This is a genomic window from Pseudomonas weihenstephanensis (assembly GCF_016812185.1).
Lineage (GTDB): Bacteria > Pseudomonadota > Gammaproteobacteria > Pseudomonadales > Pseudomonadaceae > Aquipseudomonas > Aquipseudomonas weihenstephanensis.
Window position 1 is genome coordinate 392422 of record NZ_JAAEBV010000004.1, and the last position, 26667, is coordinate 419088.

The following is a 26667-nucleotide window of genomic DNA, read 5'->3' on the forward strand; positions in this document are numbered from 1 at the left end:
TAGCCGCCGACAAGGCTTGCGTCGATCCAGCGCTTTACAGCGCCTTTTCAAAGATCTTGGAGTTGCGCTGGAAGTTATAAAGCGATGCTCGCGCCGCCGGTAAACGCTCGACGCTGCTCGGCTCGAAACCACGTTCGCGAAACCAGTGGGCCGTGCGCGTGGTTAATACGAACAGGGTTTTGAGGCCCTGTGCCCGCGCCCGTTGTTCGATGCGCTCAAGCAGTTCATCCCCCCGGCGACCATGTCGGTATTCCGGGTTCACCGCCAGGCACGCCAGTTCGCCCGCGTCCGAGTCGGCAATCTGATACAGCGCCGCGCAGGCGATGATCATGCCTTCGCGCTCAACCACGCTGAACTGCTCAATCTCACGCTCCAGCACTTCGCGCGAACGACGCACCAGAATCCCCTGCTCTTCCAGCGGGCTGATCAGGTCGAGCAAGCCACCGACGTCTTCAATCGCCGCTTCGCGGATCTTTTCGAATTGCTCCTGCGCAACCAGCGTGCCACCACCGTTGCGGGTGAACAGTTCGGTCAGCAATGCGCCGTCTTCGGCGTAGCTGACGATGTGGCTGCGGGCTACCCCGCCACGGCAGGCTTCCGCGGCGGCTTCCAGCAGTTCGGCCTGGTAATCGCTGCCCAGGCGCAGCATGTGTGCAGGCACTTGTTGCGGGCGCAGCTCACGCACCAGGTGACCGTCTTCGTCGAGCAAGCCCGGTTCGGCGCCGAACAACAGCAATTTGTCCGCACTCAAATCGATGGCCGCGCGCGTGGCCACGTCTTCGCAGGCTAAATTAAAAATCTCGCCGGTCGGCGAATACCCCAGGGGTGACAGCAGTACGATTGAGCGCTCGTCGAGCAGGCGATTAATGCCCTTGCGGTCCACCCGCCGCACTTCGCCGGTGTGGTGATAGTCCACGCCGTCAAGCACGCCAATCGGGCGCGCGGTCACCAAGTTGCCACTGGCCACCCGCAGCCGCGAGCCTTGCATTGGCGAGGAGGCCATGTCCATCGACAGGCGCGCTTCGATGGCAATGCGTAAATGGCCTACGGCGTCGATCACACATTCCAACGTCGGCGCATCCGTAATCCGCATGCCTTCGTGGTAATGCGGTGTCAGGCCGCGGGCTTGCAGGCGGTGTTCGATTTGCGGGCGCGAGCCGTGAACCAGCACCAGCCGCACGCCCAGGCTGTGCAGCAGCACCAGGTCGTGGACGATGTTGCCGAAATTGGGGTGTTCAACGCCATCGCCAGGCAGCATGACGACAAAGGTGCAATCGCGGTGGGCATTGATGTAAGGGGACGCGTGACGTAGCCAGTTAACGTAATCGGGCATAACCGAAGCCTGTAGAAAAGTGAGTCGCCTAAAAAGGGCTGAACAGCAAACGCACAACGGGCTGGTAGTTATCGTCGAAACAGTGGCGACACGCGTGCTCTCCTTGTGTACGGGTTGGGCCTGCGGCGATTTACTGCGCCGGGGTCAGGCAATAGTGTTCGATCAACTGACTCAGTAGACGCACGGTCGGCTGCAAACGTGACATTTCAAGGTGTTCACCCGGCTGATGCGCGCAGGTGATGTCACCGGGGCCCAGCACGATGGTTTCACAGCCAAGGCGCTGAAGATAAGGCGCTTCGGTGCCAAACGCTACCGCTTGCGCGCGATGCCCGGTAAGGCGCTCGGCCACCCGCACCAATTCGCAGTCTGCGTCTTGCTCGAACGGCGCAACACCCGCCGCAATCGGCGCGAAGTCAATGCTCACCTGATGCCGGTCGGCCAAAGGGTCAAGCTTGCTGCGGATAATCGCACGCAGGCTCTGCGGGTCCATCCCCGGCAAAGGTCGCAGGTCGAACTCCAGCGAGCACTGGCCGCAAATACGGTTGGGGTTGTCGCCGCCGTGAATACAGCCAAAGTTGAGGGTCGGCTGCGGCACGCTGAACTGCGGGTTGCGGTATTCGTGCAGCCATTGCTGGCGCAGACTTTTAAGCTCGGTGATTGCATCGTGCATGGCGTCCAGTGCGCTGTGGCCCAGGCTGGGGTCGGAGGAGTGGCCGCTGCGCCCCAAAATGTCGATGCGCTCCATCATCACGCCTTTGTGCAGGCGGATCGGCTTGAGCCCCGTCGGCTCGCCAATCACCGCCGCCCGGCCCAGTGGCCGCCCCGCTTCGGCCAGTGCGCGGGCGCCGGCCATCGAGGTTTCTTCGTCGCAAGTGGCCAAAATCAGCAAAGGCTGCTTGAACGGCTGGTCGAGCAACGGACGCACGGCTTCGATAATCAGCGCAAAGAAGCCTTTCATGTCGCAACTGCCCAAGCCAACCCAGCGGTTATCGACTTCGGTGAGCTTGAGGGGATCGGTCTGCCACAGGGCGTCATCGTATGGCACCGTGTCGCTGTGACCCGCCAGCACCAGACCGCCGGGGCCGCTTCCATAACTGGCGAGCAGGTTAAATTTGCCGGGGCTGACTGGCTGGATGTCGCACTTGAACCCCAAATCGCCCAGCCATGCCGCCAGTAAATCGATGACCGGGCGATTGCTCTGATCCAGATGAGCCTGGGTGCAACTGACGGACGGCGTGCTGATCAAGGCCGCAAATTGCTCTTTCATGGAAGGTATAGGCATGCGCTGACTTCCTGTTGGCGGGACGAGGCCCATCATAGAGCCATCTGCTTTGCAGAATAAACCCATGCGGGGCACCCGGGCGGCGAGTCCTGTACACTGCACGGCCTTGGCAGCCACACCTTTCCCCGGCTGCGCACCGTTCCTGGATTTTCCGGCCATGCAAAAAGAAACCGAAATCAAACTCCGCGTCAGCCGCGAAACCCTCGCCGCCTTGCGCGAGCACCCCTTGCTGAAAAAGCGCAACAAAAGTGGCTGGGAAAGCCGTGAGTTGCTCAATCAGTACTTCGACACCCCAGAGCGCGACCTGGCCAAGGCCAAGGTTGCCCTGCGCCTGCGCCGTGATGGCGAAGACGTCATTCAAACCCTCAAGACCCGCGGCGAAAGCGTTGCCGGGCTGTCGGTGCGCAATGAATACGACTGGCACTTGCCCAAAGCCAAACTCGACGTCAAAAAGCTCGACGGCGAATGCTGGCCCGAAGCGTTGGCCGAGCTGGACAAAAAGACCCTTAAACCGATTTTCACCACTGATTTCGTGCGCGAGCGCGCTGAAATCTCGTGGGGCCGCGGCAAAGCCAAAGTGGTGATCGAAGCCGCACTGGACTTGGGCCATGTGATTGCTGGCAAGCACAAAGAAGAAATCTGCGAACTGGAACTCGAACTGCGCGAAGGCGAGCCAGCTGCCCTGCTGGAACTGGCCGCCGAGCTGGCTGAAAAACTGGCGTTGATGCCGTGTGACATCAGCAAGGCTGAGCGCGGCTATCGCCTGTTCGATGCCAACAGCTACTCAGTCAACCTGCCAGCCCCTGAGCTGACACCCGAAACGCCACTGGACGACGCCTTTGCCGCCCTGGCCTGGCACTTGCTGGCCAGCAGCCAGCGTCTGGCCGAGCAATACCGTTTCAATGGCCACTGGCGTCTGCTGCAAGATTGGGTGCAACAGTTGATCGACCTGCGCGCCCTGGTCAGCAGCCTCGGCCAAGCCGCGCCACGCCAATCCACCAACGCGTTGCGCGCCTCCCTCGACGCACTGCTGGAAGACTGGCGCCCACTGGTGCAAATCGGTCAGGACGACGAAGACGTGCGCAAAGCCGCACCGGAGCAGTTCCTTGAAGAACTCGAAGACCCGCGCTGGGGCCAGTTCTCGCTCAACACGTCGCGCTGGTTGATGGACCGCAGCTGGACCGTGGACCGTGGCACCACCCGTGGCAATCGTCAGGGTGCTGCACAACTGAGCAGCTGGTTGCCGCGCTTGCTGTCGGATGAAGCCATCGCATTGCGTCTGAACCGCTACCAACAGCAGCCGGAAGACTTGGCCGAGCAACTGCCACGCATCGAGCGAATTCAGGCATGGCTGCGTCTGGCGCGTGGGGTGTTGGACATCGCCGAAGTTGACCGTCTGTACGGTGAGATGAACAAGTTGCAAGACTTGGCCAATCAACCCATCACAGAAGACGCTGAGGCCAACGATGCCTTGCTCGATGCCCGTAAGCACCAAGCCATCGCGGTCTACCAGAACCGCGCCTGGAAGACTTTGCTGCGCGGTTAAGGCTGCAACGTCGGGTTTTGTGAGCATGCCAAAGTTGGCGACGGCGACGTCCGAGGGCGAAGCCGTCGCCATGCCTTAAAACGCGGTATGGCCGGTAAAACACCTAGATCGACTTACGACGGCTGCGCCGCCGAACGTAGCCTGCGGCACCTGCTACGTGGGTGCCGCTGGTAGCGACTAGGGTTTTACTCCTGCCCCCGCCAGATCAAGCGCGTTGTGTCATAGCCCTGCTGCTGAGCCTTGCTGAGCAGTTCGTCGCGGGTTTGCTGGTCAATGGTCGGCTTGCGCGACAACAGCCACAGGTAGCGGCGATCGGGGTTGCCCACCAGCGCCGTGCTGTAGTTATCGCCCAGGTACAACACCCAGTAATCGCCCTTGGTCACGCCCGGCAATAGCGTCGACACCCAGTTATCAAACTCAACCCACAACTTGTCGGTCTTGCCCGGTACTTGTGGCGTCGCTGTGCCTTTGGCCTCCTCCCACTTGCCCTCTGCCGTGAGGCAACGGTTCAACACTGCCACGTTGCCATCGGGCTTGAGGGTGTAATGCGCTTGTGATTGCACACAGTTGCGCTGGAAGAACATCGGCAACCGTGCCTGCTCGTACCAGGTGCCCTGGTAACGCTTGAGATCAACGTTGTCGACCGTTTTGGGCGCCAGTGTGTCATTGCCAGAGCTGGCGCAACCGGCCAACACCAGCGAAGCGCCTAGACACGCTAAAAGACGTTTCATGGTGAACGCTCCTGCGATGGCTTATTTCAAGCCCTGGCCCGAGAACATCAACACTTTGTCACCGGCATATTGCACGCTGATAAAGCTGTTTTTATCGCCCCACGTGCAGCTCGACATGCCCAGCGCGCCAGAGCAATCGGTCGGGCTGCCCAGCAACTTTTCAACCTCGACCTTGGGCATGCCCGCCGACAGTTTTGAATAGTTTTCCTGGTTGACCTTGCTGCAAGCTGCCAGCAACACACAAAACGACAACAACGCCAAAGAACGCAACTTCATGGACAAGCTCCTGAACGGGAAAGTCGGCATCGCTGCCTCAATGAGAGCTTAGAAGAGAAAAGCGTGACGGGGTTCCCGAAGGGAGGGGGAGATTTGTTGAATGCAGATACGACGAGGGGATGGTGGCCCCCTGACGCTGCCAAAGGCTGCGAGGAGAATAGCGAAGGCATTTGAGAAAAGGGGGCCTTGGCCCCCCTTCGCAGCCGGCGCCAGCGACGGCGCGTTTGAGGCAGGGCTTACGCTTTGTGGTAAGCGGTGATGCGTGCCACTTCTTCTTTCGACCCCAGGAACACCGCTACACGCTGGTGCAGGCCTTCAGGCTGAATGTCGAGAATGCGCTGGTGGCCGTCAGTTGAAGCGCCGCCGGCCTGTTCAACCAGGAACGACATCGGGTTGGCTTCGTACATCAAACGCAATTTGCCCGGCTTGGACGGCTCGCGGCTGTCGCGCGGGTACATGAACAGACCGCCACGGGTCAGGATGCGGTGCACGTCAGCGACCATCGCGGCCACCCAGCGCATGTTGTAGTTCTTTTTCAGCGGGCCGTCTTCACCGGCCAGCAGCTCGCTGACGTAGCGCTGTACCGGGGCTTCCCAGTGACGCTGGTTGGACATGTTGATGGCGAATTCCTGCGTGCTTTCAGGAATGGTGATGTTTTCGTGGGTCAGCACGAAGCTGCCCATTTCGCGGTCCAGCGTGAAACCTTTAACGCCATCGCCCAAGGTCAGTACCAGCATGGTCTGAGGGCCATAGATGGCATAACCGGCAGCCACTTGGGTGGTGCCCGGTTGCAGGAAGGCTTTCTCGCCCAGGTCGCCGTTTTCAGCCAGGTGGCCTTCCGGGCAACGCAACACGGAGAAAATCGTGCCGACCGGCGCGTTGATGTCGATGTTGGACGAGCCGTCCAGCGGGTCGAATACCAACAGGTACGCGCCTTTAGGGTATTTGCCAGGGATCTGGTAGGCGTTGTCCATTTCTTCGGACGCCATGCCGGCCAGGTGACCGCCCCATTCGTTGGCTTCGAGCAGGATTTCGTTGGAAATCACGTCGAGTTTTTTCTGCACCTCACCTTGCACGTTTTCGGTGCCCATGCTGCCCAGAACACCACCCAGGGCGCCTTTGGACACGGCGTGGTTGATCTCTTTGCAAGCACGCGCCACCACTTCGATGAGGAAACGCAAATCAGCAGGCGTGTTGTTGCTGCGGGTCTGCTCGATCAAATAGCGACTCAGGGTAACGCGGGACATGTAAGGCTCCGAACAAGGGGGAGGGGGCAAAAAACCCGCGCAGTTTAACGCGTGTTGCCGTGCAAATCTTCTAATCAGACTGATAACCGGCCGGGCGGGTTCAGTTGAGGCGTAAAAACGGGCGCTGGCGCCCCGTAGCAGCGGGCGCCGCGTCCGATTGCGAAGCGATCGTAAATTCAGCGCCTGCGTTTAGCCAGACAAATACAAAGCGCTTTTATACAACGGCTACGCCTGCGGCGGCTGCTACGGGGCGGTTATAGCGCCTTCCAAATGTCTGTGGCGTATTCACGAATGGTGCGGTCTGAGGAGAACCAGCCCATGCGCGCCGTGTTGAGCACTGCGGTACGCCACCACGCGTCTTTGTCGTGCCACAGCTGTTCGACGCGCATTTGCGCCTCCCAATAGGCATCGAAGTCTGCGCACACCAAAAAACGGTCGTAATCAATCAGCGAGTCAATCAGACCGGTGTAGCGCGCCGGGTCATCGTAGGAAAACACGCCACCTCGTATGGCCTGTAACACATCATTGAGGCGGTGCGACGCCGCAATTTCAGCACTGGCGTTAAATTCGCCATTGCGCTTGCGTGCTTCGACTTGCTGCGCGCTAAGGCCGAAAATAAACATGTTTTCGGCCCCTACCCGCTCGTACATTTCAACGTTTGCGCCATCCATCGTGCCGATGGTCAACGCACCGTTAAGCCCGAACTTCATGTTGCTGGTGCCGGACGCTTCATAACCGGCGGTGGAGATTTGCTCAGACAAGTCGGCCGCCGGGATGATGTTTTCGGCCAGACTGACGTTGTAGTTGGGGATAAAGACCACTTTGAGCAACCCGCGCACGGTGGGGTCGTTGTTCACTGTGCGGGCGATGTCGTTGGTCAGTTTGATGATCAATTTGGCCTGTTGATAACTGGCCGCGGCCTTGCCCGCGAAAATTTTCACCCGTGGCACCCAGCGGTTGCCCGGCTCGGCCCGAATCGCCTGATACAGCGCCACGGTGTGCAGCAAATTGAGCAATTGGCGCTTGTACTCATGGATGCGCTTGACCTGCACATCGAACATGGCCTCAGGGTTGACCACGATGGCGAGGCGCTCGTAAATCAAAGCGGCCAGGGTGCATTTGCTTTGCAGCCGTTGCTCTGCGAACTGCTGGCGAAAGTCGGCGCGCTCGGCAAATGGCTCCAGTTCAATCAGGTTGTGCTCCGGATCGTCCTGAATCTGCGGGCCCAGGGCCTCAACCAGCATCGCCGTCAGTGGCGGGTTGGACTGATACAGCCAGCGGCGAAAGGTGACGCCGTTGGTTTTGTTGTTGATGCGATCGGGGTACAGCTTGTGCATTTCAGAGAACACAGTGCTACGCATCAGTTGCGTGTGCAGCCCCGACACGCCGTTGACGCTGTGGCAGCCCAGGAACGCTAGGTTGCCCATGCGTACGCGACGGCCGTTGTCTTCTTCGATCAAAGACACGGCGCGCAGCACATCAAAATCATGCACGCCCTTCTCGCGCAGCGAATCAATGTGCAACCCGTTGATCAGGTAGATGATTTGCATGTGGCGCGGCAGCAAACGCTCCATCAGTCCTACCGGCCAGGTTTCCAGCGCCTCTGGCAGCAAGGTGTGATTGGTGTACGCCAGGGTTTGCACCGTGACATCCCAGGCCACGCTCCACTCCATGTCGTGCTCGTCGACCAGAATACGCATCAGCTCGGCCACGGCGATGGAGGGGTGAGTGTCGTTGAGCTGGATGGCGACATGCTCACCTAGGCTGAGCAACGTGAAGCCTTGATCGAGGTGGCGGCGGATCAAGTCTTTTAAAGAGGCCGCCACAAAGAAGTATTCCTGACGCAGGCGCAACTCCTGGCCCGCCTCAGTGCTGTCGGCCGGGTACAGAACCCGCGAAATGCTTTCGGCGCGCACCACTTCGGCCACCGCGCCTAAATGATCGCCAGCGTTGAAGCGTTCGAGGTGCAATTCATGCACCGCCCTCGCCCGCCACAACCGCAAGGTGTTCACACTGGAACCGCGCCATCCCACGACGGGGGTGTCATAGGCAATGGCGCGTACGGTTTCGCCGGGCCACCAGATTTGCCGCGAGTGCCCTTGCTCGTCGATTTTGGTTTCGACCGCCCCGCCAAAACCGATGGGGTAGACCACTTCGGCGCGCTCGAACTCCCACGGGTTGCCAAAATCCAGCCAGTTCTCGGTTTGCTCCTGCTGCCAGCCATCGACAATGCTTTGGCGGAACAGCCCGTGCTCATAACGGATGCCATAACCGTGGGCCGCGACGCCCAAGGTTGCCATGCTTTCCATGAAACACGCCGCCAAACGCCCCAGCCCGCCATTGCCCAGCGCAGCGTCGGGTTCAAGCAGGCGGATCTGCTCAAGGTCGACACCCAGCTCGGTCAACGCTTCACGGGCGATGTCCAGCAGCCCGAGGTTGCTCAGGCTGTCGTAGAGCAACCGGCCGATCAAAAACTCCAGAGACAGGTAGTACACCCGCTTCTGACCCTTGCGATAAATCTGCCGCGTGTGGTCCATCCAGTGCTCGACCATGTGGTCGCGGGCGGCCAGCGCAATGGCTTCAAACCAGTCGTGGTCAAACGCGTGTTCAGGGTCCTTACCCACCGCGTACGTCAGTTTAGCCAGTACAGCAGCACGAAATGCCGCCACTTGTGCATCACAAACAAGCGGTTCCTGGGACATCGATACAACCTCAAGCGAGATGGAGCGATTTGGAGAACGAATGGAGTCAGCCTAGACGTTCTGACAAAAGGCGGCGGCTCAGGTTCGAGGTTTTTGCAGGTTTTTATGGCGCCCGCAGCGCGCAAACACGCCCCGAAAAGAGGCAGAACCCCCTGGCGAGCAAAAAACCGGCAAATGGTTGTTCAAATATTCATCAACCCCGGTATGATCGCGCGCCCTGTTACACGCTGGAATATAAGCCTGATGAAGTCCAACCTGATCGCCGCCGCGGAAATCGACCGTCTCGATACGTGGGCCAAATACACCGCGCCCATGTGCGGCTCCTGCATTTCCAGCTGCTGCACCCTGCCGGTTGAGGTCAAGGTCAAAGACTTGATCCGCATCGGTCTGGTTGATGAGTTCGAACTCGGCGATCCGCCGAAGAACATCGCCAAGCGCCTGCAAAAAGAAGGGATTGTGGAACGTTTCAACCAGAAGTCGGGCATCTTCACGTTGCAGCGCATGAGCAACAACGATTGCCTGTACCTGGACCGCAAGTCGCGCATGTGCACCATCTACGACAAGCGCCCGGACACGTGCCGCAACCACCCGCGCATCGGTCCGCGTCCGGGGTACTGCGCGTATATTCCAAAGGCTGTCGAGCGCAAAAACAGCAGCGTTAAATTAATGGATTTTTGATTCAGTACAGACCCTCACCCCAACCCTCTCCCATAGGGAGAGGGCGCTCTACCGAGCCGTATGCACAATCACTGACAACCTGAAATAACGCCCTCACCCAGAGAGACAGGTGGTTCTACCGAGCTGCTTGCGCAATCACTGACAACCTCAACTACTTGAAACACCACGCATCGGCTCCCTCTCCCTTGGGAGAGGGCTGGGGTGAGGGGCTGCCTGCTGCAAACACAAATCCCGGACATAAAAAAACGCCCCCGACCGCAAGGTCGGGGGCGTTTTTGTAACCGCTAACTAAGTGACTTAGTTTTTGGCTTTTTTAGCAGCGCGGGTGCGCTCGCCTTCGTCCAGGATCTTCTTACGAAGACGGATGGACTTAGGCGTCACTTCACACAGCTCGTCGTCCTGGATGAATTCCAGAGCCTGTTCCAGAGTGAAGCGAACAGGTGGAACCAGAGCGATGGTTTCGTCTTTACCCGAAGCACGCATGTTGTCGAGCTTCTTGCCCTTGGTAGGGTTAACGCCCATGTCGGTGTCACGGCTGTTCAGACCAACGATCTGACCGTTGTAGATCTCTTGACCGTGCTCAACGAACAGCTTGCCACGCGCCTGGAGGGTTTCCAGGGAGTAGGTCAGCGCCTTGCCCGTTTCAACCGATACCAGAACACCGTTCTGACGGCCGGACATGTGGCCCGACTTCATGGTGTCGTAGCGATCGAAGATCGAGGTCAGGATGCCAGCACCGTTGGTCAGGGTCAGGAACTGGTTACGGAAACCGATCAGACCACGAGCAGGGATGTTGTATTCCAGACGCACACGGCCTTTGCCATCCGGCACCATGTTGGTCAGGTCGCCTTTACGCAGACCCATCTCTTCCATCACCTTGCCCTGAGATTCTTCAGGCAGGTCGATGGTGACGTTTTCGAACGGTTCGTGCTTAACGCCGTCAACCAGGCGGATGATCACTTCTGGACGACCAACGCCCATTTCGAAGCCTTCACGACGCATGGTTTCGATCAGTACGGACAAGTGCAGCTCGCCACGGCCCGATACTTTGAACTTGTCAGCCGAGTCGCCTTCTTCAACGCGCAGTGCAACGTTGTACAGCAGCTCTTTGTCCAGACGTTCCTTGATGTTACGGGACGTCACGAACTTGCCTTCTTTACCGCAGAAAGGCGAGTCGTTTACCTGGAAGGTCATGGAAACGGTTGGCTCGTCAACGGTCAACGGCTTCATCGCTTCAACGTTCAGCGGATCACACAGGGTGTCGGAGATGAACAGCGAATCCATACCGCTGATGCACACGATGTCGCCTGCCGAAGCTTCTTCAACGTCTACACGGTGCAGACCGTGGTGACCCATCAGTTTCAGGATACGACCGTTGCGGCGCTTGCCGTCAGCGTCGATGGCAACAACCGGGGTGTTCGGCTTGACGCGACCACGAGCGATACGGCCAACGCCGATAATGCCCAGGAAGCTGTTGTAGTCCAGTGCCGAGATTTGCATCTGGAACGGACCATCACGGTCAACTTGTGGTGCTGGTACGTTGTCGACGATCGACTGGTACAGCGGGGTCATGTCTTCAGCCATGTCGGTGTGGTCAAGACCAGCAATACCGTTCAGGGCAGAGGCGTAAACCACTTTGAAGTCCAGCTGTTCTTCGGTAGCACCCAGGTTGTCGAACAGGTCGAAGATCTGATCCAGAACCCAGTCCGGACGCGCGCCTGGACGGTCAACCTTGTTGATTACCACGATTGGACGCAGGCCGGCTTCGAACGCCTTCTTGGTCACGAAACGGGTTTGCGGCATAGGGCCGTCTTGAGCGTCAACCAGCAGCAGAACGGAGTCAACCATCGACATTACGCGTTCTACTTCACCGCCGAAGTCGGCGTGGCCCGGGGTGTCCACGATGTTGATGTGGTAGCCGTTCCAGTTGATCGCGGTGTTCTTGGCAAGAATGGTAATGCCGCGCTCTTTTTCCTGGTCGTTGGAGTCCATCACGCGCTCGTCGTTGAGCTCGTTGCGCTCCAGAGTGCCGGATTGACGCAAGAGTTTGTCTACCAGGGTGGTTTTACCGTGGTCAACGTGAGCAATGATGGCGATGTTACGTAGATTTTCGATCACTTGTGTATCTCGATCAGAGGATTCGGTGTGCTGACTGAGTCCAGGCAGCGATTAACAGTAGAGTCCGTGCAAACCATTACAGCTTGACGGCGGCGTCGGGGGGCCGGTGACGCAGGCCACAGGCATACAGCCCCGGGCTCTTAGCTCGGTCGATAAACGCGCACATTGGCATGTCCCTCACTGAGCAAATGGTGAGCATGCAGGCGACTCATCACGCCTTTGTCGCAATACAACAGGTACTGACGGGTATCATCCAGTTCCTTGAAGCGGCTGTTCAAAGCATAGAACGGCAACGCTTGTACTTCGATGCCAGCCAGTTCCAGCGGTCGATCTTCCTGGTCATCCGGGTGACGGATGTCGATGACGATCTGGCCCGCCAGCACGTCGCTGACTTCTTCGACTTGCAAGTCCTGGCCCAATTCATCGATCACCCGATCAATCGGCACCAGTTTGGCCCGCTCAAGCGCACGCTCAAGCACGGCCATATCAAACTGTTGTTCTTCATACTCCACGCGGTTGCGCTTGGCGTGGGTCTTGGGGTTGACCGAAATCACCCCGCAATATTCAGGCATATGCTTGGCAAAATCGGCCGTACCGATTTCAACCGCCTGATCAATGATGTCTTGCTTGTGGCTGACGATCAGCGGACGCAACACCAATTTGTCTGTAGCCGAGTCGATCAGCGACAAGTTGGGCAGTGTCTGGCTCGAAACCTGAGAAATCGCTTCTCCGGTGACCAACACCTCGATGTCGAGTCGCTCAGCAATACGGGTAGCAGCGCGCAACATCATACGCTTCAAAATGACGCCCATATGACTGTTATCGACTTTGCCGAGAATTTCGCCCAAAACTTCTTCGAACGGAACACTGACAAACAGCACGCGCTGGGAGCTGCCGTACTTCTTCCATATATAGTGCGCGACTTCCATCACGCCCAATTCATGGGCGCGCCCGCCCAGATTGAAGAAGCAGAAGTGGCTCATCAAGCCGCGACGCATGACCTGGTAAGCCGCCACGGTAGAGTCGAAACCACCGGACATCAGCACCAGGGTCTGCTCAAGCGCACCCAACGGGAAGCCGCCAATACTGTCGTGCTGGCTGTGAATCACAAACAACCGTTGGTCGCGAATTTCGATTCGGACTTCGATTTCCGGGTTTTTCAGCGAGATTCCGGCCGCACCGCACTCGCGACGCAGCTTGCTGCCCACGTATTTCTCGATTTCCATCGAGGTAAATGGGTGCTTGCCAGCGCGTTTGCAACGCACCGAAAAAACCTTGCCGGCCAGCGACTCGCCAAAGTGCAATTTGCACTTTTCTACCACGTCGTCGAAGTCGCCCAACGGGTACTCATCCACCTGAAGAAAATGCGCAATGCCTGGCATGCAGCTCAGGCGCGCAGTCATTTCTTTCAAGGCTTTGGGGTCGCTCACGCGCGTTTGCAGCTCGATGTTGTCCCACACACCCGTCACCACCACAGCCGGGTCCAGATCGCGGAGCACGGCACGGATGTTTTTGGCCAATTGACGGACAAAACGCATCCGAACCGGACGGCTCTTGATAGTGATTTCGGGGAAGACTTTAACGATTAGTTTCATGAAAACAGCGCGCGAGCAGCCTGCCAAAAAAGGGGGGCGCGGATTATAGCGGAAATTGCTCAAGGTTTAACCAGTTATCGTACAAACGGTTTTGCGCGCACCAAAATAGAGCAAAACCACGGTTTTTCGCTTCATTTGAGTGCGATAACGGGCGCTAATCGGTAGGCTGCACCGCTTACCGGCTTGAGTTTGGCGCATTACACCCAACTCGGGGCACTGGCATGCAATTTGCTCCCTTGTGAGGCAGGTTGCCTTGGCAGAGTATTCGCGCCGGCATCAAGCACATTACTAAGGGCGCACCACTACTACCCGCCCGAAGCCACCCCGGAGGACATATGTCGAAGTCGGTTCAACTCATCAAAGATCATGACGTCAAGTGGATTGATCTGCGCTTCACGGACACCAAAGGTACTCAACACCACGTGACCATGCCGGCTCGTGATGCGCTGGATGAAAACTTCTTCACCGACGGCAAAATGTTCGACGGCTCCTCCATTGCGGGCTGGAAAGGTATCGAAGCGTCCGACATGATCCTGCTGCCAGACGACAGCACGGCCGTTCTGGACCCGTTCACCGAACAGCCAACGCTGATCCTGGTGTGCGACATCATCGAGCCTTCGACCATGCAAGGCTATGACCGCGACCCGCGCGCTATCGCCAACCGTGCCGAGGAATACCTGAAGTCCACCGGTATCGGTGACACCGTGTTCGTGGGCCCGGAGCCTGAGTTCTTCATCTTCGACGAAGTGAAGTTCAAGTCCGACATTTCCGGTTCCATGTTCAAGATCTACTCCGAACAAGGTTCGTGGATGTCCGACCAGGACGTAGAAGGCGGCAACCGTGGCCACCGTCCAGGCATCAAAGGCGGCTACTTCCCGGTGCCACCGTTCGACCATGACCACGAAATCCGTACCTCCATGTGCAACGCCATGGAAGAAATGGGTCTGGTTATCGAAGTTCACCACCACGAAGTGGCAACCGCAGGCCAGAACGAAATCGGCGTGCAGTTCAACACCCTGGTGAAGAAGGCTGACGAAGTTCAGACCCTCAAATACTGCGTACACAACGTGGCTGACGCCTACGGCCGTACCGCGACCTTCATGCCCAAGCCTCTGTACGGCGACAACGGCTCGGGTATGCACGTCCACATGTCCATCTCCAAAGATGGCAAAAACACCTTCGCAGGCGAAGGTTATGCCGGCCTGTCCGACACCGCCCTGTACTTCATCGGCGGCATCATCAAGCACGGTAAAGCACTGAACGGCTTCACCAACCCGGCTACCAACTCCTACAAGCGTCTGGTGCCAGGTTTCGAAGCGCCGGTCATGCTGGCCTACTCAGCCCGCAACCGCTCTGCCTCGATCCGCATCCCTTACGTGTCCAGCCCTAAAGCTCGCCGTATCGAAGCGCGTTTCCCGGACCCGGCTGCCAACCCGTACCTGTGCTTCGCAGCCCTGATGATGGCTGGCCTGGACGGCATCCAGAACAAGATCCACCCGGGCGACGCCGCTGACAAAAACTTGTACGACCTGCCGCCTGAAGAGGCCAAAGAGATCCCGCAAGTGTGTGGCAGCCTGAAAGAAGCCCTGGAAGAGCTGGACAAAGGTCGTGCGTTCCTGACCAAAGGCGGCGTTTTCAGCGACGATTTCATCGACGCCTACATCGCTCTGAAAAGCGAAGAAGAAATCAAAGTGCGCACCTTCGTGCACCCTCTGGAATACGAGCTGTACTACAGCTGCTGATCCCGTCACACCGGTGATCGCCGCGTGATGTAAAAAACCTCCTTCGGGAGGTTTTTTTATGCCCGCGGTCTTACGCACATCCCATCCTTTACTCGCACGCCATATTGCTTCGACTGACAGCCATTGCATGCCTCCCTGCGTAGTTTGAGCGCCTCATACGCGTTTAATCACCTCAGGACTCGCCCATGCTGCCAGCACGCCTTATCAAGCCCTTATTCTTCGCCACCCTCTGTACGAGCCTGCTGGGCTGTACGCATGGCCCCCAGGAAGTCCAGACCGAACAACTGCTCAAAACCAGCCACTCCTGGGATGGCACAGCCTATGAGACCTACCCCGGTACAACCCCAGAACTCACGGTCCTGAAAATAACCATTCCCGCCAACACCACGCTCAAGTGGCATACCCACCCCATGCCCAACGTGGCGTATGTGCTCAGCGGCGAGTTAATGGTTGAAACCCGCAGCGGCCATCAAACCCGGCTTAAACCCGGAGAAGTACTGCCCGAACTGGTGAATATTCCACACCGTGGTACGAGCGGTAACAGCCCCGTGGAACTGATTGTTTTCTATGCAGGCGCTCCCGGCTTACCCCTCTCGAAACCCGACTGATCTCACCCTCCGCGGCCATCCGCCCCTGCTGATGTCAAAACGTGAACAACACATGACTGGCCGACAGCGGGATGTGGCCGTTGCCGTCACGGATGGGCAAGCCGCCCCCGGCCATACAGTGATCAACATCAAGCCAACGACCTTCTGCCCCATGAACATGCAGCCGAGACTGAAACCTTTCACTTGATTTGCACTATATTGGTGCAATAGAAACATCACCGCCCACCTCGCCAGCCCAATTTGGTTCAAAACGACTCACTCCGTGAGCATCTACACCCTGTTGATGAGCTGTAACGTCTTATTTCAGGCGATTAGCGCTTCTTTTCAGAGCCTTGGTTTGGTTTTTGCATTTTCCTTGTCTCAGCGTGTAACCCACGCACGTAATCCGGGATCGGCCCATGACCATCAGTGATGCCTTGCACCGACTGCTACTCGACAATCTGACCACCGCAACCCTGTTGCTCAATGCCGACTTGCGCCTTGAGTACATGAACCCGGCGGCAGAGATGCTATTGGCCATCAGCGGTCAACGCAGCCACGGGCAATTCATCAGCGAATTGTTTACCGAGTCCACTGAAGCCCTGCATTCATTACGTCAAGCCGTTGAGCAAGCGCACCCTTTCACCAAGCGTGAAGCCATGCTGACCTCGCTCACGGGGCAAACCTTGACCGTGGATTACGCCGTGACACCGATCTTGAGTGCCGGCACGACCTTGCTGCTGCTCGAAGTACACCCCCGCGATCGCCTGCTGCGCATCACTAAAGAAGAAGCCCAGCTGTCCAAGCAAGAGACCAGCAAAATGCTGGTGCGCGGCCTGGCTCACGAAATCAAGAACCCCTTGGGCGGCATTCGTGGCGCGGCCCAACTCTTGGCCCGTCAACTGCCCGACGAAGGCTTGCGCGACTACACCAACGTCATCATCGAAGAGGCTGACCGCCTGCGTAACCTGGTGGACCGCATGCTGGGATCCAACAAATTGCCTTCGCTGGCCATGACCAACGTGCATGAAGTGCTGGAGCGCGTGTGCAATCTGGTCGAAGCCGAGACACAGGGCGGCATCACCCTGGTGCGCGATTACGATCCCAGCCTGCCCGACCTGCTGATCGACCGCGAACAGATGATTCAGGCTGTGCTCAATATCGTGCGCAATGCGATGCAGGCCATTGGCGGCCAAAACGAACTGCGGCTGGGGCGCATCAGCCTGCGCACGCGGGCCATGCGTCAGTTCACCATTGGCCACATCCGCCATCGCCTGGTGACCAAAATCGAAATCATCGACAACGGGCCGGGCATCCCGGCCGAGCTGCAAGACACCCTCTTCTTCCCTATGGTCAGCGGCCGCCCCGACGGTACCGGGCTGGGCCTGGCCATCACCCAGAACATCATCAGTCAGCACCAGGGGTTGATCGAGTGTGAAAGCCACCCTGGCCACACGCTCTTTTCGATCTTTCTGCCACTGGAACAAGGAGCCGCATCGACATGAGCCGAAGTGAAACCGTGTGGATCGTCGACGACGACCGTTCAATCCGCTGGGTCCTGGAAAAAGCCTTGCAGCAGGAAGGCATGACCACACAAAGCTTCGACAGCGCCGATGGGGTGATGAGTCGTCTGGCTCGCCAGCAACCCGACGTGATCATTTCCGACATCCGCATGCCCGGTGCCAGCGGCCTGGACTTGCTGGCCAAGATCCGCGAACAGCACCCGCGCTTGCCGGTGATCATCATGACGGCGCACTCCGATCTGGACAGCGCCGTGGCGTCCTATCAGGGCGGCGCATTTGAATACCTGCCCAAGCCATTTGACGTTGATGAAGCCGTGTCGCTGGTCAAGCGCGCCAACCAGCACGCCCAAGAGCAACAAGGCTTAGCCGTGGCGCCCACGCTGGCACGCACCCCGGAGATCATTGGCGAAGCCCCCGCGATGCAAGAAGTGTTTCGCGCCATTGGCCGCTTGAGCCATTCCAACATCACCGTACTGATCAACGGCGAGTCGGGCACCGGTAAAGAGCTGGTTGCCCATGCGCTGCATCGCCACAGCCCGCGTGCTGCCTCGCCGTTTATTGCGTTGAATATGGCGGCCATTCCTAAAGACCTGATGGAGTCCGAGCTGTTCGGCCACGAGAAAGGCGCGTTTACCGGTGCTGCCAACTTACGCCGCGGGCGCTTTGAGCAGGCTGACGGCGGGACCTTGTTTCTGGATGAAATCGGCGACATGCCTGCCGACACACAAACCCGACTGCTGCGGGTTCTGGCTGATGGCGAGTTCTATCGCGTGGGCGGGCACATTCCGGTCAAGGTCGACGTGCGCATCATTGCGGCCACGCATCAGAATCTCGAAACACTGGTGCAGGCAGGCAAGTTTCGTGAAGACTTGTTTCACCGCCTGAACGTGATCCGCATCCATATACCGCGCCTGTCGGATCGACGCGAAGACATCCCGACGCTGGCCCGCCACTTTCTCAGCAGCGCGGCGCAAGAGCTGTCGGTGGAGCCAAAACTGCTGAAGACCGAGACCGAGCAATACCTGAAAAACCTGCCGTGGCCGGGCAACGTGCGCCAACTCGAAAACACCTGCCGCTGGATCACCGTGATGGCATCCGGACGCGAAGTGCATATCAGCGATTTGCCGCCCGAATTGCTCAACCTCCAGCAAGACGCATCTCCCGTGACCAACTGGGAACACGCACTGCGTCAGTGGGCCGATCAAGCGTTAGCCCGTGGTCAATCCAACCTGCTGGACAGTGCGGTGCCAACATTTGAACGCATCATGATCGAGACTGCCCTCAAACACACCGCGGGCCGCCGTCGCGATGCCGCCGTGTTGCTGGGCTGGGGCCGCAACACCCTGACCCGCAAGATCAAAGAACTGGGCATGAAGATCGACGGCGACGAGGAGGATGCTGACGAAGCTTAAGGCAGATCAAAAGCCCCTCACCCCAGCCCTCTCCCTGCGGGAGAGGGCTGGGGTGAGGGCGTTTTTGAACACGGCTGCACCATTAACGCGCACAGCTCTGGCTCAAGGGTTCCAGCCGCAGCCGCCCCTCAAACCTGCTCCACAGACAAAAAGCCCCGGAATCCGGGGCTTTGCATTTGCATAAGACATTTTCGACAAAAAATCTAAAACTGGCACGCGCCCTGCAATAACCCTGACAACGCTTTAGGGGACCTTGGTACAGGCAGGCCAGGACTCCCCACTTTTACACCCGCAGCCTTGATGCCCCGCGCATCAACGCGCAGCCGTTTTGGGGAACCCGGTACAGGCAGGCCGGCATTCCCTCTTTTATTACTCGCGCAGGTTCACCTGCAACCGCCAGCGGCCATCCTGTGGCGCTCCGGCCCAGTCGCCTTGCAGAGCACGGGCCGCCACCAACGTCAGCAGCAACCCCCCATCGGTGCGCTGCACCCGCCAATTCACATCTTTGCCATTGAGCTTGAACTGACCGTTCTGCGCCTTACCCTGCGCATCGAACAGCAAGCCGACTGTGCCATCGACCATTTCACCGTGCAGTTTGGGCTCATCGCTGAACCACACCACCAACGCCCCCGGCAAGACCTCAACCTGCTGCAACTGCACAGGCTCAGGCGTCGTCAGCCGGCCGATCATCATCCCGACCATAAACCCCACAATCGCCAAAGAACCTAAAACACGCGGCCAGAGTTTAGGTCGCGGGTCCTCTTCGGGAGTAGAATCCTCGCCATCTTTAAGTTCGGAGCCGTGCATGTTTCACGTCATCCTTTTTCAACCAGAAATTCCGCCGAATACCGGCAACATTATCAGGCTGTGCGCCAACAGCGGCTGCCACCTGCATTTGATTGAACCCATCGGCTTTGAACTCGACGACAAGCGCTTGCGCCGCGCCGGGCTCGATTACCACGAGTATGCGCCACTCAAGCGTCACGCCGACCTAGCCAGTTGCCTTGAACACCTGGGGCATCCGCGCTTGTTTGCGTTTACCACCAAAGGTTCGAAGCCATTCCATGACGCGCAGTTTGCCGAAGGTGATGCTTTTATCTTCGGCCCTGAGAGTCGTGGCTTGCCGCCCGAGGTGCTGGATGCGCTGGACGGCGAACACCGCCTGCGCTTGCCAATGCGCGAAGGCTGCCGCAGCCTGAACCTGTCCAACACTGTGGCTGTCGCCGTGTACGAAGCCTGGCGCCAGTTAGGCTTCAAGTAACCACCCAGCTCCAACGCCCAATAAAAAAGCGCCTTACGGCGCTTTTTCAATCCAGCAGCGGCTGTTTATTGAACAGTCGGCGTGCCTTCTTCTTGCATGCGTTGCAGCTCTTGCGCGTACAGGGCATCGAAGTTCACCGGGGACAGCATCAGCGCCGGGAACGAGCCACGGGTGACCAGGCTGTCCAGGGTTTCGCGTGCGTACGGGAACAGGATGTTGGGGCAGAACGCGCCCAGCGTGTGGTTCATCGAACCCGCATCCAGGTTTTTGATCAGGAAGATGCCAGCCTGTTGCACTTCAGCGATGAACGCCACTTCGTCAGCATTCTTGACCGTGACCGACAAGGTCAGGACCACTTCGTGGAAATCACCTTCGAGCGGCTTCTGACGCGTGTTCAAGTCCAGAGCCACGGTCGGCTCCCACTGCTGACGGAAGATTGCCGGGCTTTTCGGCGCTTCGAACGACAGGTCACGCACATAGATACGCTGCAACGAGAATTGTGGAGAAGTATCGTCTTCAGTCGCAGCGGTATTCTGTTGGTCAGTCATCACAGATCCTTGTTGATCTTGGGGCTTATAGAGAATGAGAGTCAGACGTTCAGCAGCGCATCCAATTTACCGGCGCGCTCCAAAGCAAACAGGTCATCGCATCCACCAACATGCTGGTCGCCGATCCAGATTTGCGGCACCGAGGTGCGACCCGCTTTCTGGGCCATCTCGGCACGCGCCTGAGGCTTGCCGTCGACTTTGATTTCTTCAAAGGCAACGCCCTTCTTCTCAAGCAAGGCCTTGGCCCGCATGCAGTAAGGGCAATAGTCGCTGGAGTAAACGATGACCTTGGACATAGTTACTTCACCACAGGCAGGTTATCGGCGCGCCAGCTGGCGATACCACCGGACAGCTTGGCGGCGTTGTAGCCGGCCTTGAGCAATTCACGGGCGTGGGAGCCAGAATGCTGGCCCTGGGCATCGACCAGAATGATGGTTTTGCCCTTGTGCTTGTCCAGCTCGGCAATGCGCGCCATCAGCTTGTCTTGCGGGATGTTCAATGCACCCACGATGTGGCCGGCGGCAAAATCCTTGGCCGGACGAATATCAATCACCACACCTTCGTCGCGGTTAACCAGACCGGTCAACTCGCCGGTGCTGATGCTACGTCCGCCACGGCTCATTTCGTGGGCAATCAACAACGCCAGCAGGATGACAAACGCGCCCACCAACAGGTAGTGAGAAGTGGCAAATGCAATCAGGTGATCAACCATCAGAAGGTTCCAGGGTCGTAAAATGTGGGCCAGTATACACAGCCGCCTTGGTCGGCCAAACCCCGCCCGGCGGTGACGCCACATGAACTTCGCTTTAAACTGCCCGTCTTCTGCATACCTCCTTTTTAAACCAGCCACGAGTGGGATCTATGACTACCACGCCTAAACCTTTGGTCCTGATCATCCTGGATGGCTTCGGTCACAGTGAAAGCCACGACTACAACGCCGTTTATTCAGCCAAGAAACCGGTGCTCGATCGCCTTTGTGCAAGCATGCCCAATGGCCTGATCTCAGGTTCGGGCATGGATGTCGGCCTGCCGGACGGGCAAATGGGCAACTCCGAGGTCGGCCACATGAACCTGGGCGCTGGCCGCGTGGTGTATCAAGACTTCACCCGTGTTACCAAGTCGATCCGCGACGGCGAGTTTTTCGAAAACCCGACCCTTTGCGCCGCCGTCGACAAAGCCGTCGCCAATGGCAAGGCCGTGCATATTCTGGGCCTGCTGTCTGAGGGTGGCGTTCACAGCCATCAAGACCACCTCGTGGCAATGGCCGAGCTGGCGTACAAACGTGGCGCCGAAAAAATCTACCTGCACGCCTTCCTCGATGGCCGTGACACACCGCCTAAAAGCGCCGCGTCCTCTATAGAGCTATTGGACGAAGCCTTCAAAGACCTCGGCAAAGGCCGCATCGCCAGCCTGATCGGTCGCTATTTCGCCATGGACCGCGACAACCGTTGGGACCGTGTCGAGCAAGCCTACAACCTGATCGTTGACGGCAAAGGCGAGTTCAACGCCGCCACCGCGCAAGAAGGTCTTGAAGCCGCTTATGCCCGTGGCGAAAGCGACGAGTTTGTCAAAGCCACCACCCTGGGCGAGCCGGTCAAGGTCGAAGACGGCGACGCGGTGGTGTTCATGAACTTCCGCGCCGACCGCGCCCGCGAGCTGAGCCGCGTGTTCGTCGAGGACGACTTCAAAGCATTCCCACGTGTGCGCCAGCCAAAACTGGCCGGTTTCGTGATGCTGACTCAATACGCCGCCAGCATCCCGGCACCCAGCGCGTTTGCGCCGGGCAGCCTGGAAAACGTGCTGGGCGATTACCTGGCCAAAAACGGTAAAACCCAACTGCGGATTGCCGAAACCGAGAAATACGCCCACGTCACTTTCTTCTTTTCCGGTGGGCGCGAAGAACCGTTCCCCGGCGAAGAACGCATTCTGATCCCGTCGCCTAAAGTCGCCACCTACGACTTGCAGCCAGAAATGAGCGCGCCCGAAGTCACCGACAAAATTGTCGATGCCATCGAACATCAACGGTATGACGTAATCGTGGTCAACTACGCCAACGGCGACATGGTCGGCCACAGCGGCGTGTTTGATGCAGCGGTCAAAGCGGTTGAGTGCCTGGACGCCTGCGTGGGCCGTATCGTTGAAGCGCTGGAAAAAGTCGGCGGCGAAGCCCTGATCACAGCCGACCATGGCAACGTCGAACAGATGGAAGACGAGTCCACCGGCCAGGCGCACACCGCTCACACCTGCGAGCCGGTGCCGTTTATTTATGTCGGCAAGCGCAAGTTCAAGGTTCGCGACGGCGGTGTACTGGCCGACGTGGCCCCCACCATGCTCAAACTGCTGGGTATGGAAAAACCAGCAGAAATGACCGGCACCTCTATTTTGGTGGACTAATGTAAACCTTGTGATCGCTGCCACAGGCGACGAAAAAGGCTGCCCGCCCGCCACCTCATTGCGTGGGTTTTGAGAAGACGGGCGGCTGCGCTGCCCTTCGCAGCCTGCGCCAGCGACTATTTCATCTCACGGATTTCTCATACTCAACGAGGGCGGGCATACTAGGCCGTCCCATTCCCCAGGTGTCGCCCGCCCCATGCTCCGCGCCCTTATAGCCCTGACTCTCACGTGCCTGCTGCAACCGGCCTTTGCCGATGAGCGCGCGCAAACCCAACAACAGCTCGACGCCACGCGCCAGGATATCGGCGAGCTGAAAAAGCTCCTCGGCAAACTCCAGGCAGAAAAGTCCAGCGTGCAAAAAGACCTGCGCGGCACCGAGACCGAAATCGGCAAGCTGGAAAAACAGGTGGAGGAACTGCAAAAAGAACTAAAAAAGAGTGAAGGCGAGCTGCTGCGCCTTGATAGTGAGAAAAAAAAACTCAACAGCGCAAAAGTTGAACAGCAACGCCTGATCGCCATTCAGGCCCGTGCCGCGTATCAAGGCGGTCGTCAGGAATACCTGAAAATGCTGCTCAACCAACAAAACCCAGAAAAGTTCGCCCGCACCCTCACCTATTACGACTACCTGAGCCAGGCCCGCCTGGAGCAGCTCAAGGGGTTCAATGAAACCCTGCGCCAACTGGCCAACGTTGAAGCGGATATCAACCTGCAACAGGCCCAGTTGCTGACGCAAAAAAGCAGCCTGGACAGCCAGCGCGCCGAACTCGACAAAGTGAAGGCTGAACGTCAGCAAGTGCTGGCCAAGCTCAGTACCGACGTCAAAGACCGCGACCAAAAATTGCAGGCCCGCGAGCAGGATCAGGCCGATCTGGCTAAAGTCCTCAAGACCATTGAAGAGACACTGGCACGCCAGGCTCGCGAAGCCGAAGCCGCGCGCCAAAAAGCCCTGCTCGCTCAACAAGAAGCCGAGCGCAAACGCCAACGCGAGGCTGAATCGGTTGTGACCGACGCCCCGCGTAAACCCGTCAAATCCACACCCGGCGCATTGGTTTCAAGCGCCGGCGTTTCATACGGCGGGCCTTTTTCTCAGGCGCGGGGAAAACTTCCTTGGCCAGTTGATGGTCGACTGCTTGCACGCTTTGGTGAAACCCGCGGCGATGATGCCCGTACCAAGTGGGACGGGGTCATGATCAGTGCGGGAGCAGGCACCCAAGTGCACGCCGTACACGGCGGTCGCGTAGTGTTTGCCGACTGGCTGCGCGGCGCTGGCCAACTGGTGATTCTGGACCACGGCAACGGCTACCTGAGCTTGTATGGCCACAACCAGACACTGCTCAAGTCTGCCGGCGACATTGTTAAAGCCGGGGAAGTGATTTCCACCGTGGGCAACAGCGGTGGCCAAGCCACTGCGGCGCTGTATTTTGCTATTCGTCAGCAGGGCCGCCCCAGCGACCCTGCACAATGGTGCCGTGCTCAAGGATGAGCCCATCACCTTTAATACGTAGGAGTTCGTTCAACATGCCGCATTTGTCCCGCCTCAACTCGCTGGCCCTGACGATCGCCCTGGTGATTGCCGCGCCTTTGGCACTGGCCGCCGGGCAAGCCGCCCAGCCAGTCGCCGCAGCCAGCGCCAAGGCCCCGCTGCCACTGGATGAGCTGCGCACCTTCGCCGAGGTCATGGACCGAATCAAAGCGGCGTATGTTGAACCGGTCGACGACAAAACCCTGCTGGAGAACGCTATCAAAGGCATGCTCAGCAACCTCGACCCGCACTCCGCGTATCTGGGCCCTGAAGACTTCGCCGAGCTGCAAGAAAGCACCAGCGGCGAATTTGGCGGGCTGGGGATCGAAGTCGGCACCGAAGACGGCAATATCAAGATTGTCTCGCCTATCGACGACACGCCTGCCAGCAAAGCCGGCATCCAGGCCGGCGACTTTATCGTCAAGATCAATGGCCAGCCCACACGCGGCCTGACCATGACCGAAGCCGTGGACAAAATGCGTGGCAAAGTCGGGCAAAAAATCACGCTTACGCTGGTGCGCAATGGCGGCACACCGTTTGATGTGACCTTGACCCGCGCCAATATTCAGGTCAAAAGCGTTAAGTCTCAGCTGCTCGAGGACGGCTACGGTTATATCCGCATCACCCAGTTCCAGGTCAAGACCGGCGAAGAAGTCGCCTCAGCCCTGTCCAAGTTGCGCCGCGAAAACGGTAACAAGAAGCTCAAGGGCATCATCCTCGACCTGCGCAACAACCCCGGCGGCGTGCTGCAATCGGCCGTTGAAGTGGTCGACCACTTCATCACCAAAGGGCTGATCGTTTACACCAAAGGCCGGATCGCCAATTCCGAATTGCGTTTCTCGGCCACCGGTAAAGACCTCAGCGAGAACGTGCCGCTGGTGGTGTTGATCAACGGTGGCAGCGCCTCGGCTTCAGAAATTGTCGCCGGTGCCTTGCAAGACCAAAAACGCGGCGTGGTGATGGGCACCACCAGTTTCGGTAAGGGTTCGGTACAAACCGTACTGCCACTGAACAATGACCGCGCCCTGAAAATCACCACCGCGCTGTACTTCACGCCCAACGGACGCTCGATTCAGGCGCAGGGCATCGTGCCGGACATCGAAGTCAGCCGCGCCAAAATCACCCGCGAGCAAGACACCGAGTACTTCAAAGAGGCCGACCTGCAAGGTCACTTGGGCAATGGCAATGGCGGTGTCGACAAGCCAACGGGTTCCAGCCCTAAAGCCAAGCCAATGCCGCAGGATGACGACTTCCAGTTGAGCCAGGCCCTGAGCCTGCTCAAGGGCCTGAGCATTACGCGCGGCAATTGAGATGCGTTTTTCGCTGCTCATCAGCCTGCTTTGCTGCCTGATCGGTGCCGCCCACGCGGCGCCGGCCAGCCCTCCAGCCGCCCCGCACAAGGCTTATTTGAGCCTGATCATTGATGACCTGGGGCAAAACCTGCCACGCGACCGTCGTGTGCTGGGCTTGCCCGGCCCGGTCACTGCTGCCGTGATGCCCGACACCCCGCACGCGGCCCAATTTGCCCGTGAAGCTTACAAAGCCGGCAAAATCGTAATCCTGCACATGCCTATGGACCCGGCGACGGGGCCGTTTGCCTGGCACCCCGACTTACCCGTCGAAGAACTCGAAAAACGCCTCAATGCGGCCTTCAAGGCCGTGCCGTATACCAGTGGCATCAACAACCACATGGGCAGCCGCATGACCTCCCAGCCGCAAGCGATGGCCTGGCTGATGGGCGACTTGCAGCGCCGTCACAAATTCTTCGTCGACAGCCGTACCAGCGCACAAACGGTGGCGGCGGCCCAAGCACAAAAAATTGGTTTGGCCAGCCTCTCGCGGGATGTGTTTCTGGACGACGTACGCACCGAGCAAGCCATCACCACACAACTTGAAACCGCCATCAAACTGGCCAGGAAACAAGGCTCGGCGGTCATGATTGGCCACCCCTACCCGCAAACCCTGGCAGTGCTTGAGCGTGAACTGCCCAAGCTCAAGGCCCAAGGCATTGACTGGATCGACATTCGGCAAATGATCGGCGTGCGCAGCAACAAAGCGATGGCCGGGCATGGTGAAAATGGCGTGTATCGCCAGCCATAAGTACCGCACATACCCTGTAGGCGTTGCCAAGGCACGCAAGCTGCAACCGGTCGTAAACCCATCGCTGCGC

At 58.5% G+C, this 26667-nt stretch carries 23 protein-coding genes; 11 read left to right on the top strand and 12 right to left on the bottom strand.

Annotation, left to right across the window (positions count from 1 at the left end):
- Nucleotides 1-34: 34 nt before the first annotated feature.
- Nucleotides 35-1333 carry an amino-acid N-acetyltransferase gene (argA, locus tag GYN01_RS15300; RefSeq protein WP_048364602.1) on the bottom strand — a complete coding sequence of 433 codons (1299 nt, stop codon included), beginning with the start codon at nt 1331-1333 and terminating at the stop codon, nt 35-37.
- Between the two features lie 130 nt (nt 1334-1463).
- Entirely contained in the window at nt 1464-2615 is a 1152-nt protein-coding gene (gene argE, locus GYN01_RS15305) for an acetylornithine deacetylase (protein WP_048400677.1), read from the bottom strand.
- Between the two features lie 157 nt (nt 2616-2772).
- On the opposite strand from argE, the gene GYN01_RS15310 reads away from it, so the two are divergent.
- On the top strand, nt 2773-4161 hold the full coding sequence (locus GYN01_RS15310) for a CYTH domain-containing protein (RefSeq protein ID WP_048364604.1): 1389 nt from the start codon (nt 2773-2775) through the stop codon (nt 4159-4161).
- 185 nt (nt 4162-4346) lie between these two features.
- Here the strand turns inward: GYN01_RS15310 and GYN01_RS15315 are convergent, their stop codons facing one another.
- The 4 genes from GYN01_RS15315 to GYN01_RS15330 all read right to left on the bottom strand — a co-directional run bounded on the left by GYN01_RS15315 (nt 4347) and on the right by GYN01_RS15330 (nt 9117).
- Nucleotides 4347-4892 (bottom strand): lipocalin family protein, encoded by a 546-nt coding sequence (locus GYN01_RS15315; protein WP_048364605.1) that lies wholly within the window; start codon nt 4890-4892, stop codon nt 4347-4349.
- A gap of 21 nt (nt 4893-4913) precedes the next feature.
- Nucleotides 4914-5168, bottom strand: coding sequence for a hypothetical protein (locus GYN01_RS15320; protein ID WP_203307398.1), 255 nt, complete (start codon nt 5166-5168; stop codon nt 4914-4916).
- A 236-nt stretch (nt 5169-5404) separates the two neighbouring features.
- Nucleotides 5405-6415 carry a class 1 fructose-bisphosphatase gene (locus tag GYN01_RS15325; protein ID WP_048400681.1) on the bottom strand — a complete coding sequence of 337 codons (1011 nt, stop codon included), beginning with the start codon at nt 6413-6415 and terminating at the stop codon, nt 5405-5407.
- Nucleotides 6416-6669: 254 nt separating this feature from the next.
- Nucleotides 6670-9117, bottom strand: coding sequence for a glycogen/starch/alpha-glucan phosphorylase (locus GYN01_RS15330; protein WP_048400683.1), 2448 nt, complete (start codon nt 9115-9117; stop codon nt 6670-6672).
- A gap of 240 nt (nt 9118-9357) precedes the next feature.
- On the opposite strand from GYN01_RS15330, the gene GYN01_RS15335 reads away from it, so the two are divergent.
- Entirely contained in the window at nt 9358-9795 is a 438-nt protein-coding gene (locus GYN01_RS15335; protein WP_047281788.1) for a YkgJ family cysteine cluster protein, read from the top strand.
- A 297-nt stretch (nt 9796-10092) separates the two neighbouring features.
- Here GYN01_RS15335 and typA read toward each other — a convergent pair whose 3' ends face one another.
- Nucleotides 10093-11913: a translational GTPase TypA gene (gene typA / locus GYN01_RS15340; protein WP_048364608.1), complete on the bottom strand. Its 1821-nt coding sequence runs from the start codon at nt 11911-11913 to the stop codon at nt 10093-10095.
- A gap of 140 nt (nt 11914-12053) precedes the next feature.
- Entirely contained in the window at nt 12054-13508 is a 1455-nt protein-coding gene (thiI, locus tag GYN01_RS15345) for a tRNA uracil 4-sulfurtransferase ThiI (RefSeq protein ID WP_048364609.1), read from the bottom strand.
- 335 nt (nt 13509-13843) lie between these two features.
- On the opposite strand from thiI, the gene glnA reads away from it, so the two are divergent.
- The 4 genes from glnA to ntrC all read left to right on the top strand — a co-directional run bounded on the left by glnA (nt 13844) and on the right by ntrC (nt 18772).
- A complete protein-coding gene (gene glnA, locus GYN01_RS15350; RefSeq protein WP_048364610.1) occupies nt 13844-15250 on the top strand; it encodes a glutamate--ammonia ligase in 1407 nt (468 codons plus the stop codon).
- 185 nt (nt 15251-15435) lie between these two features.
- The gene (locus tag GYN01_RS15355; RefSeq protein WP_048400688.1) at nt 15436-15858 is read left to right on the top strand and encodes a cupin domain-containing protein; all 423 of its coding nucleotides are present in this window, start codon (nt 15436-15438) and stop codon (nt 15856-15858) included.
- A 398-nt stretch (nt 15859-16256) separates the two neighbouring features.
- Entirely contained in the window at nt 16257-17342 is a 1086-nt protein-coding gene (glnL, locus tag GYN01_RS15360; RefSeq protein WP_048400690.1) for a nitrogen regulation protein NR(II), read from the top strand.
- Nucleotides 17339-18772, top strand: coding sequence for a nitrogen regulation protein NR(I) (ntrC, locus tag GYN01_RS15365; RefSeq protein WP_048400692.1), 1434 nt, complete (start codon nt 17339-17341; stop codon nt 18770-18772). The genes glnL and ntrC overlap by 4 nt, the downstream gene beginning before the upstream one ends.
- A gap of 369 nt (nt 18773-19141) precedes the next feature.
- Here ntrC and GYN01_RS15370 read toward each other — a convergent pair whose 3' ends face one another.
- A complete protein-coding gene (locus GYN01_RS15370; RefSeq protein WP_203307399.1) occupies nt 19142-19579 on the bottom strand; it encodes a hypothetical protein in 438 nt (145 codons plus the stop codon).
- Between GYN01_RS15370 and trmL the strand changes: the two genes are divergently transcribed.
- Complete coding sequence (gene trmL / locus GYN01_RS15375) at nt 19578-20033, top strand: tRNA (uridine(34)/cytosine(34)/5-carboxymethylaminomethyluridine(34)-2'-O)-methyltransferase TrmL (RefSeq protein ID WP_048364615.1); 456 nt, start codon at nt 19578-19580, stop codon at nt 20031-20033. The genes GYN01_RS15370 and trmL overlap by 2 nt on opposite strands.
- A gap of 65 nt (nt 20034-20098) precedes the next feature.
- Here the strand turns inward: trmL and secB are convergent, their stop codons facing one another.
- From secB to GYN01_RS15390, 3 genes are read right to left on the bottom strand one after another with little or no spacing between them, the layout of a single operon-like run.
- Nucleotides 20099-20581: a protein-export chaperone SecB gene (gene secB / locus GYN01_RS15380; RefSeq protein ID WP_048364616.1), complete on the bottom strand. Its 483-nt coding sequence runs from the start codon at nt 20579-20581 to the stop codon at nt 20099-20101.
- A 41-nt stretch (nt 20582-20622) separates the two neighbouring features.
- The gene (gene grxC, locus GYN01_RS15385) at nt 20623-20877 is read right to left on the bottom strand and encodes a glutaredoxin 3 (protein ID WP_048364617.1); all 255 of its coding nucleotides are present in this window, start codon (nt 20875-20877) and stop codon (nt 20623-20625) included.
- A gap of 2 nt (nt 20878-20879) precedes the next feature.
- Entirely contained in the window at nt 20880-21293 is a 414-nt protein-coding gene (locus tag GYN01_RS15390; protein ID WP_048364618.1) for a rhodanese-like domain-containing protein, read from the bottom strand.
- Nucleotides 21294-21442: 149 nt separating this feature from the next.
- Here GYN01_RS15390 and gpmI point away from each other — a divergent pair, with 149 nt between their 5' ends.
- The 4 genes from gpmI (at nt 21443) to GYN01_RS15410 (ending at nt 26597) form a co-directional block, all read left to right on the top strand.
- Nucleotides 21443-22975, top strand: a complete 1533-nt coding sequence (gene gpmI, locus GYN01_RS15395) for a 2,3-bisphosphoglycerate-independent phosphoglycerate mutase (protein WP_048400696.1) — start codon at nt 21443-21445, stop codon at nt 22973-22975.
- A gap of 196 nt (nt 22976-23171) precedes the next feature.
- Nucleotides 23172-24458: a murein hydrolase activator EnvC family protein gene (locus tag GYN01_RS15400; protein ID WP_048364620.1), complete on the top strand. Its 1287-nt coding sequence runs from the start codon at nt 23172-23174 to the stop codon at nt 24456-24458.
- Nucleotides 24459-24493: 35 nt separating this feature from the next.
- A complete protein-coding gene (locus tag GYN01_RS15405; protein WP_048364621.1) occupies nt 24494-25807 on the top strand; it encodes a S41 family peptidase in 1314 nt (437 codons plus the stop codon).
- A 1-nt stretch (nt 25808) separates the two neighbouring features.
- Nucleotides 25809-26597 carry a divergent polysaccharide deacetylase family protein gene (locus GYN01_RS15410; RefSeq protein WP_203307400.1) on the top strand — a complete coding sequence of 263 codons (789 nt, stop codon included), beginning with the start codon at nt 25809-25811 and terminating at the stop codon, nt 26595-26597.
- Nucleotides 26598-26667: the final 70 nt, after the last annotated feature.